Annotated in this window: 17 protein-coding genes; 14 read left to right on the plus strand and 3 right to left on the minus strand. The window is 69.1% G+C overall.

Features of this window, described 5'->3' with window-relative positions; all coding sequences use genetic code 11:
* Window positions 1–3: 3 nt before the first annotated feature.
* The 5 genes from lptG (at window position 4) to FBZ89_RS17205 (ending at window position 4,966) form a co-directional block, all read left to right on the plus strand.
* Entirely contained in the window at window positions 4–1,110 is a 1,107-nt protein-coding gene (gene lptG / locus FBZ89_RS17185; RefSeq protein WP_145751112.1) for an LPS export ABC transporter permease LptG, read from the plus strand.
* Window positions 1,111–1,225: 115 nt separating this feature from the next.
* Window positions 1,226–2,581, plus strand: coding sequence for a peptidylprolyl isomerase (locus tag FBZ89_RS17190; protein WP_145751113.1), 1,356 nt, complete (start codon window positions 1,226–1,228; stop codon window positions 2,579–2,581).
* A gap of 36 nt (window positions 2,582–2,617) precedes the next feature.
* On the plus strand, window positions 2,618–3,640 hold the full coding sequence (gene pdxA, locus FBZ89_RS17195) for a 4-hydroxythreonine-4-phosphate dehydrogenase PdxA (RefSeq protein WP_145751114.1): 1,023 nt from the start codon (window positions 2,618–2,620) through the stop codon (window positions 3,638–3,640).
* A gap of 23 nt (window positions 3,641–3,663) precedes the next feature.
* Window positions 3,664–4,515: a 16S rRNA (adenine(1518)-N(6)/adenine(1519)-N(6))-dimethyltransferase RsmA gene (rsmA, locus tag FBZ89_RS17200; protein ID WP_145751115.1), complete on the plus strand. Its 852-nt coding sequence runs from the start codon at window positions 3,664–3,666 to the stop codon at window positions 4,513–4,515.
* Between the two features lie 163 nt (window positions 4,516–4,678).
* Window positions 4,679–4,966 (plus strand): hypothetical protein, encoded by a 288-nt coding sequence (locus FBZ89_RS17205; RefSeq protein WP_145751116.1) that lies wholly within the window; start codon window positions 4,679–4,681, stop codon window positions 4,964–4,966.
* Window positions 4,967–5,027: 61 nt separating this feature from the next.
* Here FBZ89_RS17205 and xth read toward each other — a convergent pair whose 3' ends face one another.
* Together xth and erpA are read right to left on the minus strand one after the other, a co-directional pair.
* On the minus strand, window positions 5,028–5,801 hold the full coding sequence (gene xth / locus FBZ89_RS17210) for an exodeoxyribonuclease III (protein WP_145751117.1): 774 nt from the start codon (window positions 5,799–5,801) through the stop codon (window positions 5,028–5,030).
* Between the two features lie 209 nt (window positions 5,802–6,010).
* On the minus strand, window positions 6,011–6,385 hold the full coding sequence (gene erpA, locus FBZ89_RS17215) for an iron-sulfur cluster insertion protein ErpA (RefSeq protein ID WP_145751118.1): 375 nt from the start codon (window positions 6,383–6,385) through the stop codon (window positions 6,011–6,013).
* Between the two features lie 179 nt (window positions 6,386–6,564).
* Here erpA and dgt point away from each other — a divergent pair, with 179 nt between their 5' ends.
* The 8 genes from dgt (at window position 6,565) to scpB (ending at window position 14,452) form a co-directional block, all read left to right on the plus strand.
* Window positions 6,565–7,902: a dGTP triphosphohydrolase gene (dgt, locus tag FBZ89_RS17220; protein WP_246172286.1), complete on the plus strand. Its 1,338-nt coding sequence runs from the start codon at window positions 6,565–6,567 to the stop codon at window positions 7,900–7,902.
* A gap of 50 nt (window positions 7,903–7,952) precedes the next feature.
* Window positions 7,953–8,312 carry a DUF805 domain-containing protein gene (locus FBZ89_RS17225; protein WP_186457408.1) on the plus strand — a complete coding sequence of 120 codons (360 nt, stop codon included), beginning with the start codon at window positions 7,953–7,955 and terminating at the stop codon, window positions 8,310–8,312.
* Between the two features lie 138 nt (window positions 8,313–8,450).
* Window positions 8,451–10,205: an arginine--tRNA ligase gene (gene argS, locus FBZ89_RS17230; RefSeq protein ID WP_145751121.1), complete on the plus strand. Its 1,755-nt coding sequence runs from the start codon at window positions 8,451–8,453 to the stop codon at window positions 10,203–10,205.
* Between the two features lie 4 nt (window positions 10,206–10,209).
* Window positions 10,210–11,208, plus strand: coding sequence for an SPOR domain-containing protein (locus FBZ89_RS17235; protein ID WP_145751122.1), 999 nt, complete (start codon window positions 10,210–10,212; stop codon window positions 11,206–11,208).
* A gap of 13 nt (window positions 11,209–11,221) precedes the next feature.
* Window positions 11,222–12,256 carry a beta-N-acetylhexosaminidase gene (gene nagZ / locus FBZ89_RS17240; RefSeq protein ID WP_145751123.1) on the plus strand — a complete coding sequence of 345 codons (1,035 nt, stop codon included), beginning with the start codon at window positions 11,222–11,224 and terminating at the stop codon, window positions 12,254–12,256.
* Between the two features lie 5 nt (window positions 12,257–12,261).
* Complete coding sequence (locus FBZ89_RS17245) at window positions 12,262–12,954, plus strand: site-2 protease family protein (RefSeq protein WP_211115268.1); 693 nt, start codon at window positions 12,262–12,264, stop codon at window positions 12,952–12,954.
* Window positions 12,954–13,802, plus strand: a complete 849-nt coding sequence (locus FBZ89_RS17250; RefSeq protein ID WP_145751124.1) for a segregation and condensation protein A — start codon at window positions 12,954–12,956, stop codon at window positions 13,800–13,802. The genes FBZ89_RS17245 and FBZ89_RS17250 overlap by 1 nt, the downstream gene beginning before the upstream one ends.
* Window positions 13,799–14,452, plus strand: coding sequence for an SMC-Scp complex subunit ScpB (gene scpB / locus FBZ89_RS17255; protein ID WP_246172288.1), 654 nt, complete (start codon window positions 13,799–13,801; stop codon window positions 14,450–14,452). The genes FBZ89_RS17250 and scpB overlap by 4 nt, the downstream gene beginning before the upstream one ends.
* A gap of 22 nt (window positions 14,453–14,474) precedes the next feature.
* Here scpB and FBZ89_RS17260 read toward each other — a convergent pair whose 3' ends face one another.
* Entirely contained in the window at window positions 14,475–14,939 is a 465-nt protein-coding gene (locus tag FBZ89_RS17260) for a HEAT repeat domain-containing protein (protein ID WP_145751125.1), read from the minus strand.
* Window positions 14,940–15,129: 190 nt separating this feature from the next.
* Between FBZ89_RS17260 and FBZ89_RS17265 the strand changes: the two genes are divergently transcribed.
* The gene (locus tag FBZ89_RS17265; RefSeq protein WP_186457409.1) at window positions 15,130–15,816 is read left to right on the plus strand and encodes an SCO family protein; all 687 of its coding nucleotides are present in this window, start codon (window positions 15,130–15,132) and stop codon (window positions 15,814–15,816) included.
* Window positions 15,817–15,911: the final 95 nt, after the last annotated feature.

A 15,911-nucleotide genomic window follows, 5' to 3' on the forward strand; every position in this document is an offset into this window, starting at 1 on the left:
ACCATGCGCATCTCGCCCACGCTGTCCGTCTATATCACCCGCCAGTTCGTGTTCTGGTTCCTGATCATCCTCGGGGGCATGCTGGCGCTTGTCCTGCTGCTGGACACGGTGGAACTGCTGCGCCGCGCCGCCGCCAAGACGGACGCCACCTTCCAGATCGTGCTGAGCATGGCGCTGCTGAAGCTGCCGGAAATCGGCCAGCAGATCTTCCCCTTCGGCGTGCTGTTCGGCGCCATGTACACCTTCTTCCGCATGACCCGCAGCGCGGAGCTGGTGGTGGTGCGCGCCGCCGGCATTTCCGTCTGGCAGTTCATGACGCCGGTGCTGCTGACATCCTTGGTGGCCGGTATCCTGAACATCACCCTGCTCAGTCCCGTCTTCGCCACCATGCTGGCGCGGTATGAGCAGCTGGAAAGCCGCTATCTGCGCGGCCAGCAGAGCTCGCTGGACGTGGCGCGCTCCGGTGTCTGGTTGCGCCAGGTGCAGGAGGGGGACAACGGCAACTACCTGATCCACGCCGAATCCGTGGGGCCGGGCAAGCCCGTGAACCTGCGCACCGTCACCATTCTGCTGTTCAACGGCAGCGACCAGATCCCCGTGGGCCGCCTCGATTCCGAGACGGCGGAGCTGCAGAAAGGGCAGTGGGTGCTGCGCAACGCCTGGCTGAACCGGCCGGGCCGCCCGACCCAGCATGTCGACGGCATGGCCCTGCCGACCGACCTGACGGAGGCCCGCATCCAGGAAAGCTTCGCCCCGCCCGACACGCTGTCGTTCTGGGAACTGCCCAGCTTCATCCAGACGCTGGAGCAGGCGGGCCTGTCGTCGGTGCGGCACCGCATGTACTACGAGTCGATGCTGGCCGTGCCGGCCTTCTTCTGCGCCATGGTCTTCCTGGCCGGCACCTTCTCCCTGCGTCACGCCCGCCGGGGCGGCACCTTGCAGATGCTGGGCACCGGCCTGGCGACGGCGCTGGTGCTGTTCGTCAGCCAGAACATCATCCAGGCGCTGGGCCGCAGCGGCGTGCTGCCGGTCTTCCTGGCCGCCTGGGCGCCGGCCGGCGTCTGCCTGATGCTGGGAACCGCCGCCCTGCTGCACCTGGAGGATGGCTGAGCGCCATCCCCGCGCCGCATCCGCGGTTGCGGGGGCCGTTTGCCTTCGTCCCCCCTTGGCTCTATAAGTTCCGTTCTCCGTTTTCCCCGGTCCTCGTTTTTCCCGGTAAGGTCAGATGATCCAACTTTCCCGCCGTTCCGCCGCTGCCGTGCTCGCCGTCGGCCTGACCCTGGGCACGAGCCTGGCCACGCCCGCGCTGGCGCAGCTGGCCGGCCCCCGGACGGCCGCCGCCACCAACGGCATGGCCCTGGGCCCGCGCGTCGCGGCCCAGCCGCAGGGCCAGCAGGAAGAGCGCATCGTCGCCGTGGTGAATGACGAGGCCATCTCCCAGACCGACCTGGCCGGCCGCATGCGCCTGGCCATCGTCAACACCGGCCTGCCCGACACGCCGGACGTGGAACAGAAGCTGAAGCCCCAGGTGCTGCGCCTGCTGATCGACGAGAAGCTGGAGCTGCAGGAGGCCAAGAAGCAGAACCTGGTGGTGACGGACGAGGAGGTGGACCGTGAGTTCGCTCGCCTGGCCAAGCAGAATAAGGCCCCTTCGCCGGAAAGCTTCGCCGCCAACCTGGAGCGCGAGGGCGTGCCGGTCTCCTCGCTGAAGGAGCAGATGCGCGCCAACATCGCCTGGAACAAGGTGGTGCAGCGCCGCATCCGTCCCACCATCCAGGTGAGCGACGAGGAGATCGACAGCCGCACCTCGCGCATCATCGCCAACGCCGGCAAGCCGGAATACCTGCTGACGGAAATCTTCATCTCCGTCGATAATCCCAAGCTGGACCAGGACGCCCACCAGCTGGCCGACAAGCTGGTGGGCGAGATCACCCACGGCGCCAACTTCGCCGCCGTGGCCCAGCAGTTCTCGCAGAGCGCCACGGCCGCGGCCGGCGGCGACATGGGCTGGGTGCAGCAGGGACAGCTGGAGCCGGCGCTGGATCGCGCGCTGCAGCGCCTGCCCACCGGCCAGGTTTCGGTGCCGCTGCGCGGCGCCGGCGGCTATTACATCTTCCTGGTCCGGGATGAGCGCACGGTGACCGGTGGCGATCCCGCCGACATCGAGGTGTCCGTGGGCCAGGTGGTGGTGCCCGTCCCGCCTGGCGCGGACGTTCAGGCCCTGGGCCAGACCGTGAAGAAGGTCGGCGACAACTCGCACAGCTGCGAGGCTTTGGCCGCCGCCGCCAAGGCCAACCTGCCGGGTTCCACCACCCGGGCCCAGCCCATGACCCGCCTGGGGGACATCCCGGGTGAGCTGTCCAAGCTGATCGGCCGCCTGGGTGTGGGCCAGGCCACCGACCCGCTGGAAACCCAGGCCGGCCTGATGCTGTTGATGGTGTGCGACCGCAAGGTGCCGGAGGGCAGCGCCCCGCCGCGCGACCAGGTGGCCAACATGATCGGTGGCGAGCGTATGGACATGCTGCAGCGGCGCAACCTGCGCGACCTGCGGCGCGCCGCCACCATCGACATCCGCAGCTGACCAGGGGCGGGGGCCGTGCAGCCTCCGATCCGTTCCATGACCGCGCCGCCCCCCTCGTCCGTCCTGCCTTTGGCCCTGACCATGGGGGAACCGGCCGGCATCGGCGGTGAGATCGCGTTGATGGCCTGGCGCTCGCGGCGCGACCGGGGCATCCCGCCCTTTTTCATGATCGACAGTCCGGAGCGCCTGGCCGCGCTGGCCCAGGCCACCGGCTTGGACGTCCCGGTGCGGGAGATCCAGGCCCCAGCCGACGCGGCGGGCGTTTTCGGTGACGCGCTGCCGGTGCTGCGCCAGGACCTGTCCGTGCCTGTCGTGCCCGGACAGCCGGATCCGGCCAACGGCGCCGCCGTCATCGCCAGCATCGACCGGGCCGTGGCCCTGGTGCAGGCGGGCCAAGCGGCGGCGGCGGTGACCAACCCCATCCAGAAAAGCAGCCTCTACGCCGCCGGCTTCCGCCACCCCGGCCACACCGAATATCTGGCCCACCTGGCGGGGATGAGTGAGGAGCCTGTCATGCTGCTGGAGGGGGGCGGCCTGCGGGTGGCCCTGGCCACCATCCACGTGGCGCTGAAGGACGTGGCCGGCCTGTTGACGCGCGAGGTGCTGCTGCACACCGCGCGGGTGACCCACCAGGCGCTGCGCCGTGATTTCGGCCTCGCCCAGCCGCGCCTGGCCGTGGCCGCGCTGAACCCGCACGCGGGGGAGGGCGGTGCCATGGGACGGGAGGAGATCGAGATCATCGCCCCCGCCGTGGCGACCTTGCGGGCGGAGGGGATGAACGTGGCCGGCCCGCTGCCGGCCGATACCCTGTTCCACGCCGGCGCGCGCGCCACCTATGACGCCGTCATCTGCCAATATCACGACCAGGGGCTTATCCCGCTGAAGACCCTGGATTTCGACACGGGCGTCAACATCACCCTGGGCCTGCCCTTCATCCGCACCTCTCCCGACCACGGCACCGCCCTGTCCCTGGCCGGCACGGCCCAGGCCAGCCCGTCCAGCCTGGTCGTGGCCCTGCTGTCGGCCGACCGCCTGGCGCGGCAGCGCGCCGCCGCCTGATCCCTCCGTCCCAAGATCGTTTCATGACCAGCCTCGCCCATCTGCCGCCCCTGCGCGACGTCATCGCCCGTTTCGACCTGGGCGCCCGCAAGGCGCTGGGCCAGCACTTCCTGCTGGACCTGAACCTGACGGCGCGCGTGGCCGCCGCCGCCGGCGACCTGGCGGGCGTCACCGTCATCGAGGTGGGGCCCGGCCCCGGCGGCCTGACCCGGGCCCTGGTGGAAAGCGACGCCAAGGCGGTGGTGGCGGTGGAGCGGGACAGCCGTTTCGTCGCGGCCCTGGCCGATGTGGTGGAGGCCGCCGCCGGCCGTCTGACCATCGTGGAGGGCGACGCGCTGGAGGTCGACATGACCGCCATCGCCCCGGCGCCGCGCGCCATCGTCGCCAACCTGCCCTATAACGTCGGCACGCCCATGCTGGTGGGCTGGCTGCGCCAGATCCAGGAATTCCGCAGCCTGACGCTGATGTTCCAGAAGGAAGTGGTGGACCGCATCGTCGCCAGGCCGCGCACCAAGGATTACGGCCGCCTGGCGGTCATGAGCCAGTGGCTGGCCGACGCGCGGCTGGTGTTCGACATCCCGCCGCAGGCGTTTTCCCCACCGCCCAAGGTCATGTCGGCGGTGGTGCACATCACCCCGCGCGCCCTGCCGGCCGACGCCCCGTCGTTCAAGGATATGGAGCGGGTGGTGGCCGCCGCCTTCAACCAGCGGCGCAAGATGCTGCGCGCCGGCCTGAAGGGCCTGGTGGCCCAGCCGGAGCCCTTGCTGGAGGCCGCCGGCATCCTCCCCACCTCCCGGGCGGAGGAGGTGGACGTGGCGGGTTTCGTGCGCCTGACCCATGCCTGGCGGGCGCACCAGGATTCCCGGCGGGATTAAAGACTGCACGCCTACGGTATGTCCCGGTTCTGCCTGTTATGCGGAACGCGGGGGGGCTTCCATGCCTGAGTAATGACGCGTTTATGACGGTCGTCACTCCCGCTCGCGTCTCGCTCCGCTAGCTTTGCGATACGGAACGACGCTGAAATTTGGGGATGACGCCATGACCAAGCAGATCAATCACTGGGTGCGCCGCCTGCTACCCGCCCGCCTGCTGCCCACCTTGGGCGTGCTGCTGCCCATCGCCGCCTGCAGCGGCGCCCCGGACCATGATTATGTCCAGGTGGCTGATGAGAACCCCGCCTTTTCCAGCTGCTCCCAGTCCGCCTTCGACCTCTATCCCGGGGTTGAGCAGGGCGCCTTGCGTGCCGACCATCTGAACGCTTGTCTGGCCACCCATCAGACCTACGCCAACGACCGGGTGGCCGTGGCCCGCATCCACAGCTTCTAAGATCGGTGTCCGTCGTTCCGGTGTTGAATTAGGTGTTCCCCAGTCCCCGCGCCTGTGGCGGTTACACCGCCAGTTCCAGCACCACCGGCGTGTGGTCGGATGCCTTTTCCTTGCCGCGCGGGCCTTTGTCGATGGCGCAGCCCACCAGGCGGTCGGCGGCCTGGGGCGACAGCAGGAAATGGTCGATGCGCAGGCCGTTGTCGCGCGGCCAGGCGCCGGCCTGGTAGTCCCAGAAGGTGAAGGCGCGGTCGGCGTCGGGGTGCGCGGCGCGGAAGGCCTCCACCAGGCCCAGGTGGGTGATCTCGCGGAACTTGGCGCGGGTCTCGGGCCGGAACAGGGCGTCGGTGATCCAGGCGGCGGGGTCGTAGACGTCGCGCGCCTCGGGGATGACGTTGTAGTCGCCGCCCAGGACGAAGGGGATCTCCCGCGCCAGCAAGCCGCCGGCGTGGGCCTTCAGCCGGTCCATCCAGCGCAGCTTGTAGGGGTATTTCTCCGTGCCCACCGGGTTGCCGTTGGGCAGGTACAGGCTGGCGATGCGGATGCCGCCCACCGTCGCCTCGACATAGCGGGCCTGCTCATCCTCCGGCTCGCCCGGCAGGCGGGTGATGATGTCGGTGGGTTCCTCACGCGACAGCAGGGCGACGCCGTTATAGGCCTTCTGCCCCACCACGGCGCAGTGATAACCCAGGTCCTGGAAGGCCTGCAGCGGGAAGGCCGCCGTTTCGCACTTGATCTCCTGGAACAGCACGACGTCCGGCTTGGCGCTGTCCAGCCACTCGGTCACGTTGCCTAAGCGGGCTTTGACCGAGTTCACGTTCCAGGTGGCGATGTGCATGGGAAGGCTCTCATCAGGCGAAATTTGTCCGCACCTTAGAGCGAAGCCTTGATCAACGCGAGGGGCTTGCGCCGAAGCGTACCACGCATCCTTTCTTTCCTAGGACGCGACCGCGTCCGCCGGAGCGAGCACCGCCAGTTTACGTAAAGGGGCGCGCAGCGAGGATAGCCAAGCGGCCGGATGGCCGCGCCCGGCGCCTGAGGGCCCGCTTAAAGCGAGAAACTCTGCCCGCAGCCGCAGGAGGAACTGGCGTTGGGATTGGTGACCTTGAAGTAGGAACCCGCCAGTTCCTCGACGAAGTCCACCTCGGCGCCGGCCAGCAGATCCAGCGATGTGTCGTCCACCACCAGCCGGGCGCCGTCGCGCTCGAACACATGGTCATCGTCATGGGTGGTGGCGTCGAAGCTGAAGCCGTATTGGAAGCCGGAGCAGCCGCCGCCCGACACGGACAGGCGCATCATGACGTTGGGGCCGCCTTCCATCTCCGCCAGCTTGCGCACGCGCTTGGCGGCACTGGCGCTCAGGCTCATGGCGCGGACGGCGGCAGGGGAAGCGGTGTCGGCGGTGATGTCGGTGACGCTCATCGACGGTCTCTTTCCAGTTGCGGAACGCTGGCCCCACACCCACGTACCCGTTGAAAAGGCGACTGGACAGGGGCGGCGTTCCTCTGTAACGCCCATAGTATGTAGGCGCTCCAAACGGTTCCGTCAAAGGACCAGGAACCATTCGGTGCCCGCACGGGTCTGGCATGAGGTATGCGGCGATGATGAACTGGAACAGCCTGCTGTCGCGCAAGCGCTTGGCCAAGACGACGGCCGATCCGGAATTGCCGCACCGCAGCGCCTATGAGATCGACATCGACCGCATAACCTTCACCACCAGCTTCCGCCGCCTGGCCGACAAGCAGCAGGTGCACGGCATCGGCGGGTCCGACTATGTGCGCTCCCGCCTGACCCACTCGATGGAGGCGGCGCGGGTGGGCCGGTCGCTCGGCATGTGGGTGGGGCCGGCCATCCTGGGCAGCATCGCCTATCCGCTGAAGGCCACCCCCGCCGACATCGGCCATGTCGTGGCCGCCGCCTCCCTGGCCCATGACGTCGGCACCCCCTGCTTCGCCCATACGGGCGAGGACGTGATTTCCGATTGGTTCGCGGACAGCGTCATCGGTCGCCGCATCCGCGAGGGGCTGAGCGATGTCGAGCAGGCCGAACTGTGCAAGTTCGAGGCGAACGCCCAGGGCTTCCGCGTGCTGACCCGGCTGCAGGGCTGGCGCGGCGTGGGCGGGCTGCAACTGACGGCGGCGACGCTGGCGGCCGGCGCCAAATACCCGTGGGGCGTGGAGGTGCCGGACGGCCCAGTGAAACGGCCGCACAAGCGCAAGTATGGCTTCTTCGAGAGCGAGCAGGCGGTGTTCGCCGAGGTCGCCGCCGAGGTGGGATTGGTGGAAACGGGGCCGGGCGCATGGTGCCGCCACCCCCTGGCCTATCTGGTGGAGGCGGCGGACGATGCCTGCTACCACGTCGTGGATATCGAGGACGCCGCCAAGATGCGCATGCTGAGTTTCGAGCATGCCGAGGATCTGTTGCTGGCCTTCATCCGCGACGACAAGACCAAGGATTGGGAGGCGGACTACAAGACCTTGGAGGATGAGGACCGCAAGCTGATCTTCCTGCGCGCCCAGGCCATCGACCGGCTGGTGCGCGACGCGGCGGAGATTTTCCTGGAACGTCTGCCGAGCCTGATGGCGGGGGAGTTCTGCAAGCCGCTGCTGACCCTGTCGGAGCGGGCGCAGGCCCTGCGCCACATTGAACAGGTCAGCCACGAGCGCATCTATCGCGGCCAGCAGCGCTGCGAGACCGACATCATCGCCGCCCGCACCATCACCACCCTGCTGGACGCCTATGGCGAAGCGCTGCTGGACCGGGAGAAGCTGGGCACCGGCGCCAAGCTGCCCCGCCGCTGGGCCTCGCTGCTGGAAACCATGCCGGAGTCGCGTCAGTTGCCTTATGAGCGCGCGGCCTGGGTGCGCGGCCTGCTGGACTACGTCGCCGGCATGACCGACCGCTTCGCCATCCGACAGGCGCAGATGATCGCGGGGTGATTATGGAGTGGCCAAGGGCACCCTTCACGTGGTCCTGGTTTCTTGTATCGATGGCGGGTCGGATTTCCCGGCGCGAATATTGGCTGAAATTCCAGCTGCCCTTGATGGCCGTTTACTGGGCGATGGCTGGGCTTGGCTTTGTGACGGCCGGCATTCCGCCGACCATCGACAATGGCTCGGGTGAAGGCCTCAACATCATCTACTTCGCCTTGGTGGTTCTTGTCGCCATGGCCAGCGGATGGGCGAGCCTCGCCGTTAACGTCAAACGGTGCCACGACCGTGATCGTAGTGGCTGGTTTATACTGATTCAGTTGGTTCCAGGCGTAGGGGCGCTCTGGTTCCTAGTCGAAACCGGCTTCCTGCCGGGCAGCATCGGCGCAAATCGATTCGGTGCCGATCCGCAAGCCTGACGCAAAGGGGGAGCAGCCTTCTCCGCCCTGGCCCAACTCCGCCCGTGACCTGCACCGCAGGAACCTTGTATGGTGCCCCGCCGCCGGTCACCATGGCCGGCGAACGTGTCTCTATTTGGATCTGCCGGTTCTAACGCCATGAACGTCTACAAGGAATTCGAAGCCCTGGTCCGCCGCGCGCTGGAGGCCCTGGCGGCTGACGGCGGCATTCCCGCCGGGCTGGACCTCTCCCGCGTGACGGTGGAGCCGCCGCGTGAGGCGGCGCATGGCGACATCTCCACCAACGCCGCCATGGTGCTGGCCAAGCCCGCCGGCAAGCCGCCCCGTGCCATTGCCGAGGCGCTGGCCCCGCATCTGCGCGCCCTGCCGGACGTGACCGAGGTCACCATCGCCGGCCCCGGCTTCGTCAACCTGCGCGTGGCGCCCAGCTATTGGCGCGCCCGCCTGGCCGACGTCCTGACTGCCGGCGTGGGCTTCGGCGCCAGCACCATCGGCAACGGCACCCGGGTGAACGTGGAATACGTCTCCGCCAACCCCACCGGCCCGCTGCACGCGGCGCACGCCCGGGGTGCGGTGGTGGGTGACGCCCTGTCGGCCCTGTTGGAAAAGGCCGGCTACGACGTCACACGTGAGTATTACATCAACGACGCCGGCGCCCAGGTGGACGTCCTGGCCCGCTCCACCCACCTGCGCTACCGCGAGACCCTGGGTGAGACGGGCATCGAGATCCCGGCCGGCATGTATCCGGGCGAATACCTGAAGGACGTGGGCCACGCCCTGGCCCAGCGGGACGGCGCCAAATGGCGCGACCTACCGGAGGAGGAGTGGCTGGCCCCGGTGCGCGGCTTCGCCATCGACCAGATGATGGCCGGCATCAAGGAAGACCTGGCCTCCCTCAACATCCATCATGACCTGTTCAGCAGCGAACGCGCGCTGGTGGACAACGGGGCGGTGGACCAGGCCTTCAAGGCGCTGGAGGATGCCGGCCTGATCTATGTCGGCGTGCTGGAGCCGCCCAAGGGCAAGAAGCCCGACGATTGGGAGCCGCGTCCCCAGACCCTGTTCAAGGCCACGCAGTTCGGTGACGACGTCGATCGTCCGCTGAAGAAGTCGGACGGGTCGTGGACCTATTTCGCCAACGACATCGCCTATCACTACGACAAGTACCGGCGCGGCTGCCCAGTGCTGATCGACGTGTGGGGGGCCGACCACGGCGGCTATGTGAAGCGCATGGCGGCGGCGACCAAGGCCATTTCCGACGGCAAGGCCGCGCTGGACGTGAAGCTGTGCCAGCTGGTGCACCTGCTGCAGAATGGCGAGCCGGTTAAGATGTCCAAGCGCGCCGGCACCTTCGTCACCCTGCGCGACGTCATGGACGCCGTGGGCCGCGACGTGGTGCGCTTCATCATGCTGACCCGCCGCAACGACCAGACGCTGGAGTTCGACTACGCCAAGGTGACGGAGCAGTCCAAGGACAACCCCGTCTTCTACGTGCAGTACGCCCATGCCCGCTGCCGCTCGGTCCTGCGCCAGGCGCAGGCGCTGCACCCCGACTGGGATCTGTCGGTTGAGGCGCTGTCGGTCGTGTCCTTCGACGGCCTGGCCTCCACGGCCGAGGTCGACCTCATCCGCCTCATGCTGAACTGGCCGCGCACGGTGGAGTCGGCGGCGGAGGCGCATGAGCCGCACCGCGTCGCCTACTATCTGCAGGATCTGGCCGCCGCCTTCCACGGCTTCTGGAACCAGGGCAAGGACGACGCCACCCTGCGCTTCATCATAGAGGGGGACGACGCCCTGACCCGGGCCCGCCTGGCCCTGGTGACGGCGGTGTCCCTGGTCATCGCGTCGGGCCTCGCCATCATGGGCGTGGTGCCGGCCGAGGAGTTGCGCTGATCCCATGAGCGACATGCACGACCATCACGGCGACCCCGACTACGACTATGATCCCGGCTATGACTGGCAGGGGCGGCGTCAGCCGGCGCCCCGCCGGCGCGGGTTCCTCAGCCTGGCCGTGGTATTGGCCGCCGTCGGCAGCTTCGGCGGGCTGATCTACTTCGTCTACACCCAGGGCCAGCGGGCAGGGACGGAGGCGGTGGCCCCCATCATCCATGCCGATCCCGGGCCGACGAAGGTTAAGCCGGAGACGCCCGGCGGAATGGACGTGCCCAACCAGGACCGGCTGATCTACGACCGCCTGCGCGCCGACGCCAAGACGGACCCCGGCGTGGAACGCCTGCTGCCGCCGCCGGAAGCGCCCATGGAACGGCCCACGGCTGCGCCGCCGGCCGCCCAGCCGGCGCCCCAGGCCGTTGCCCAAGCTCCTGCCCAGGCGCCGGCGCAAGCCCCGGCCGCCCAACCGGCGGTCCCGGCTGTCCTGCCGCCCACCGTGCTGCCCCCGACGGCAGCCGTCCCCACCGCCCCGAAGCCGGTGACGCCGGCGCCAGTTCCGGCCGCCAAGCCGCCCGCGCAGCAGCAGACGGCGCAAGCCAACGCGCCCACGCCGCTGGTGCCGCCAGCCCCGCAGCCTACGCCTCAGCCGGCCGCGTCCAAGCCTGTTGCCGCCGCCCCGGTCACGCCGCCACCCAAGCCGGTGGAAAAGCCGGTGGCGCCGGCCGCCGCAGCGCCCACCGCCGCGCCCACCGCCACCGGCGGCGGGTCGGTAAAACTGCAGTTCGCCTCCATCCCCTCCGAACCGCAGGCGGAGGCGGAAATGCAGCGCATCCAGCGCAAGCACGCGGCTGTCCTGGGTGGGCTCAGCCTGCGCCTGGTCAAGGCCGATCTGGGCGCCAAGGGCATCTATTACCGCGTCCAGGCGGGCCCCATCGACGAGGCCCAGGCCAAGCGTATCTGCGAGGCGGTGAAGGCGGCCAGGGACGGCTGCATCCCCGTACATTAAGGCGGTGCTTGCGATGACCAACCCCACCGTTCCAGCGGCCGTCATCTTCGGCTGCACCGGCCCCGTCCTGACCGAGGCGGAGCGGGCGCTGTTCGCGGCGGCCAATCCCCTGGGCTTCATCCTGTTCAAGCGCAATTGCGAGACGCCGGAGCAGGTGATGGCCCTGACGGCCGCCCTGCGCGACAGCGTGGGCCGGCCCGACGCGCCCATCATGATCGACCAGGAGGGCGGCCGCGTGGCCCGCCTGCGGCCGCCGCACTGGCCGTCCCTGCCGCCGGCCGGCCGCATCGGTGCCATCGCCGATGACGACCTGGCCAAGGAGGCCGCCTGGCTGCACGGCCGGCTGCTGGCCGCCACCCTGGCGCCGCTGGGCATCGACATGGATTGCGCCCCGGTGGCCGACGTGCCGCAGGCGGGCGCCCACGACGTCATCGGCGACCGCGCCTTCAGCCGCTACCCGGCCCGGGTCGCCCTGCTGGCGGGCGCCCAGGCGGACGGCCTGCTGGCCGGCGGCGTCCTGCCCATCGTGAAGCATTTGCCCGGCCACGGCCGCGCCCTGTCCGACAGCCATAAGGAACTGCCGACGGTGACGGCGGACCTGGCGACGCTGGAGGCGACGGACTTCGCCCCTTTCAAGGCCCTGGCCGACCAGCCTGCGGGCATGGTGGCCCACATTCTATTCACGGCGGTGGATGCCCAGCATCCCTCCAGCACCTCGTCCCTGGTCATCACCAGGATCGTGCGCGGGCTGATCGGCTTCGACGGCCTGTTGTTCAGCGACGATCTGGACATGCAGGCCCTGTCGGGCACGGTGGCGGAGCGTGCGGCCGCCGTGGTGGCCGACGGTTGCTGCGACGTGGCCCTGCACTGCAACGGCACGGTGGAGGACATGGCCGCCGTGGCCGCCGTGGTGCCCCGCCTGTCGGAACAGGCGCAGGAGCGCTGGGCCAGGGCCCAGGCCCGCCGCCCGAATGCGACCGTCGCCGACGCGGCCACCGTCGCCGCTTGGCGCACGCGCCTCATCGACCTTGCCGGTAACTGGGACTGACCCCTTTGGACACCTCGATTCAGGAACTGATCGTCCGCCTTTCCGTGATGGCCATCCCCATGGTGCTGGCCATCACCCTGCATGAGGCGGCCCACGCCTGGGTGGCGTGGAGGCTGGGTGACGACACCGCCTACTCCCAAGGGCGGGTCAGCTTCAACCCGGGCAAGCACATCGACCCCATCGGGACCATCCTGATGCCGGCCTCGCTGTTCCTGTTCACCGGCTTCGTCTTCGGCTGGGCCAAGCCCGTGCCCGTCACGCAAAGCCGGCTGCGCCGCCCGCGCCGGGACATGGCACTGGTGGCGCTGTCCGGGCCCGGCATGAACTTCCTGCTGGCCATCGTCTTCGCCCTGCTGCTGCACACCCTTTTCCTGCTGCCGGCCTCGGTGGCGGATTGGGTGGGGCAGAACTTCGTGGCCGGCATCCAGATCAACCTGATGCTGGGGGTGCTGAACATGCTGCCCTTCCCGTCGCTGGATGGCGGCAAGGTGCTGGAGCAAATGCTGCCCTACCGCCAGGCGCAGTGGTTCGCGGCGCAGGAGGTGCGGGGCAACATGATCCTGCTGACGATTTTTTTCCTGCTGCCCTACCTTTTCAATAAGATGGGCCTGTCGGCCTACGACCCCTACATGTGGCTGGTGCGGTGGCCGACCAGCGGCTTGTGGAACGTGATCGCCACGGTGACGGGACTGAGCTGATGGCCGACGCGCGGGGCCCGGATGAGGAATGGAGCGCCGCCCCCGCCCTTGAGCCGGCGGGCGAGGGGGAGCCCGCCTTACTGGTCGACCTTGGGGAATTCGAAGGCCCCATCGACCTGCTGCTGACCCTGGCCCGCGACCAGAAGGTCGATCTCACCCGCATCTCCATCCTGGCCCTGGCCGAGCAGTACTTGGCCTTCGTGGAAGAGGCGCGGCGCCTGCGGCTGGAGGTGGCGGCCGATTACCTGGTGACCGCCGCCTGGCTGGCCTATCTCAAATCCCGCCTGCTGCTGCCCACGCCCGAGACGGAGGAGCCGACGGGCGAGGAACTGGCGCAGGCCCTGGCCTTCCAGCTGCAACGGCTGGAGGCCATGCAGAACGCGGCCGCCCGCCTGATGGCCCGGCCGCGCCTGGGCCGCGACGTCTTCCCCCGGGGCGCACCCGAAGATCTGCCGGTGTTCGAACGGCGGGTGACGGAGGTGACGCTCTATGATCTGCTGCGCGCCTATGGCGACATTAAGCGCCGGCAACAGAAGACCGGCCCGCTGCACCTGCCGCCGGTGGATCTGTTCACCATCGAGGATGCCATCCGCCGGGTGGAGGCCATGCTGGGCCGCCTGCCGGACTGGACCCGCCTGGACCGTTTCCTGCCGCCGGACTGGCGCGGCGGCACCAGCCGGGAGGACAAGCTGAAGGCCCGGTCCGCCCTGGCGGCGACCTTCGTCGCCACCCTGGAACTGGCCAAGGCCGGCCAGTTGGAGGTGCGGCAGGACGGCACCTTCGGCCCCCTGTACGTTCGCCGCACCGATACGCCCGCCGCACCGCCGACCCCGGATAAAGAGCCATGACCGCTGAAACCGTCATAGAGGCGCCTGTCGAACTGGAAGAGGGCTTCGACCGCCGCGCCCAACAGTTGCGCCTGGTGGAGGCGGTGCTGTTCGCCTCGGCCGAGCCGGTGGAGGAGGCCGCCCTGGCCGCCCGCCTGGGCGAGGGCGCGGACCTGCGCGGCCTGCTGGACGAGTTGCAGGCCCATTACAGCCATCGCGGCGTGCACCTGGTGGCGGCGGCCGGCCGTTGGGCCTTTCGGACGGCGCCGGACCTGGCGCCCCTGCTGCAGCGGGAAACGGAGGTCACCTCCCGCCTGTCCCGCGCCGCCGTGGAGACGCTGTCCATCATCGCCTATCACCAGCCGGTGACCCGGGCGGAGATCGAGAGCATCCGCGGTGTCGCCACCAGCAAGGGCACGCTGGACATCCTGATGGAGGCCGGCTGGATCAAGCCGGGCCGCCGGCGCGAAACGCCGGGCCGGCCGCTCACCTGGCTGACCACCCCGGCTTTCCTGGATCATTTCGGCTTGGAATCGTTGCGCGACCTGCCGGGTGTGGACGATTTGCGCGCCGCCGGCCTGCTGGACGCCCGCCCGGCCATCACCACCCTGTTCTCGCGCGGCGACGACGCCGCACTGCCCCGGGCGGTGGAAGACAGCGCGGAGGATTAAGCCTGCGGGATCCGCCCACGCGTCACTTCGCGCTCGCCTCGCAGGCGGCGACCGCCTCGGCCACCATTTGGTCCACCTCCTTGTCGCCGGTGGCCTTCAGCCAGCCGCGCAGGGGCTTGATCAGGTCGGGATGGGCGCACAGCGCCGCCGCCTCGAACACGGTGGGGTAGATGCCCTCGGCGCTCAGCGCCTCCAGCACATGGGGGCGGGCCAGGTCGCCGTCGCGTTGGGCCAGGGCCACCAGCGCCTCGGCACGCACGCTGTCGTCCTCATCGTTCAGCGCCTGGACCAGGGCGTCGCGCACGGCCTTGGTATCCACCTCCGACTGGCCCAGCAGGAAAACCGCCCAGTCGCGGTTGGCGGCGTCGGGGTCCTTGAAGAAAGACAGCAGGCGCTTGATCGTGGTCGTGTCGTCCGCCTCGATCTCCACATCCTCGTCCACCAGAACCCGCAGGAAGTCCGCCGGCGGCATGTAATCCTTGGCCATTCGCGTGTCCTTTTCTCACCGTGCCCGGATGGGCCGTCCCCTTGGTCGGCGGGCCCGTCGATCGCAGGGGATAGTCGGGCGGGGCCACCCTTGTAAAGGGCGCATCGGTCGGGTGGGAAGGGTGCTGAACCTTGACCTGGCGCGCGGTCGGGTTCCAAATGGCGGGCCCCTGGGTTGCCTTGAGCCTGCCATGCCCCACCAGCCCGAGTCCCGCCAAACTGGACCGTCCCGCCGCTTCGCCGTCCTGCGTTGGGCGGGGCCCGCCCTGGTGCTGGGTGCCGTCGCCATCGGCGCCTGGGGCGTCATCGGCCGACCGCTGACGACGCCAAGACAGGACGGTGTGACCAGCTTGGCCGCCATCGGCGGCCCCTTCGCCCTGACCGACCAGGACGGCAGGGCGGTCACGGACAAGACCTACGCCGGCAAGGTCCTGATGGTCATGTTCGGCTACACCAACTGTCCCGACGTCTGCCCCACGGGCCTGGCGTCCATGAGCGTCATCCTGGACAGCCTGGGGCCGGACGCCGACCGGGTGCAGGGCCTGTTCATCACCGTCGATCCGGCGCGCGACACCACGGCGGTGCTGAAGGACTACATGTCCAATTTCAATCCGCACATCGCGGCGCTGACCGGCACGGCCGAACAGGTCGCCCAGGCCGCCGCCAGCTACAAGGTGGAATACCGCAAGGTCTCGACCGACGGCACGCCGCTGCCCCCCGACGCGCACCCGTCCGACTATGGCATGGACCACAACGCCGCCATCTTCCTGATGGACCCGGCCGGCCACCTGAAAAGCACCATCAACCCCTTCGAACCGCCAACCACGGCGGAGGGCAAGGTGCGGCATGCCTTGGGGCTGCCGGTGGCGGCCGACTGAATCGGGTAGGGGGAAGGTTCACACCTCCCCCCTCCCACACCACCGTACGTACGGTTCCGTATACGGCGGTTCATGAAGCGTGGTTTAGGCGTTGA

This window comes from Nitrospirillum amazonense, from assembly GCF_007828045.1.
In the GTDB taxonomy this organism is placed as follows: domain Bacteria; phylum Pseudomonadota; class Alphaproteobacteria; order Azospirillales; family Azospirillaceae; genus Nitrospirillum; species Nitrospirillum amazonense_C.

What these genes read in the sequence shown, in the direction of transcription:
- lptG (WP_145751112.1), top strand. Translation starts at nt 4, where the DNA reads ATGCGCATCTCGCCCACGCTGTCCGTCTATATCACCCGCCAGTTCGTG.
- FBZ89_RS17190 (WP_145751113.1), top strand. Translation starts at nt 1,226, where the DNA reads ATGATCCAACTTTCCCGCCGTTCCGCCGCTGCCGTGCTCGCCGTCGGC.
- pdxA (WP_145751114.1), top strand. Translation starts at nt 2,618, where the DNA reads ATGACCGCGCCGCCCCCCTCGTCCGTCCTGCCTTTGGCCCTGACCATG.
- rsmA (WP_145751115.1), top strand. Translation starts at nt 3,664, where the DNA reads ATGACCAGCCTCGCCCATCTGCCGCCCCTGCGCGACGTCATCGCCCGT.
- FBZ89_RS17205 (WP_145751116.1), top strand. Translation starts at nt 4,679, where the DNA reads ATGACCAAGCAGATCAATCACTGGGTGCGCCGCCTGCTACCCGCCCGC.
- xth (WP_145751117.1), bottom strand. Translation starts at nt 5,801, where the DNA reads ATGCACATCGCCACCTGGAACGTGAACTCGGTCAAAGCCCGCTTAGGC.
- erpA (WP_145751118.1), bottom strand. Translation starts at nt 6,385, where the DNA reads ATGAGCGTCACCGACATCACCGCCGACACCGCTTCCCCTGCCGCCGTC.
- dgt (WP_246172286.1), top strand. Translation starts at nt 6,565, where the DNA reads ATGATGAACTGGAACAGCCTGCTGTCGCGCAAGCGCTTGGCCAAGACG.
- FBZ89_RS17225 (WP_186457408.1), top strand. Translation starts at nt 7,953, where the DNA reads ATGGCGGGTCGGATTTCCCGGCGCGAATATTGGCTGAAATTCCAGCTG.
- argS (WP_145751121.1), top strand. Translation starts at nt 8,451, where the DNA reads ATGAACGTCTACAAGGAATTCGAAGCCCTGGTCCGCCGCGCGCTGGAG.
- FBZ89_RS17235 (WP_145751122.1), top strand. Translation starts at nt 10,210, where the DNA reads ATGAGCGACATGCACGACCATCACGGCGACCCCGACTACGACTATGAT.
- nagZ (WP_145751123.1), top strand. Translation starts at nt 11,222, where the DNA reads ATGACCAACCCCACCGTTCCAGCGGCCGTCATCTTCGGCTGCACCGGC.
- FBZ89_RS17250 (WP_145751124.1), top strand. Translation starts at nt 12,954, where the DNA reads ATGGCCGACGCGCGGGGCCCGGATGAGGAATGGAGCGCCGCCCCCGCC.
- scpB (WP_246172288.1), top strand. Translation starts at nt 13,799, where the DNA reads ATGACCGCTGAAACCGTCATAGAGGCGCCTGTCGAACTGGAAGAGGGC.
- FBZ89_RS17260 (WP_145751125.1), bottom strand. Translation starts at nt 14,939, where the DNA reads ATGGCCAAGGATTACATGCCGCCGGCGGACTTCCTGCGGGTTCTGGTG.
- FBZ89_RS17265 (WP_186457409.1), top strand. Translation starts at nt 15,130, where the DNA reads ATGCCCCACCAGCCCGAGTCCCGCCAAACTGGACCGTCCCGCCGCTTC.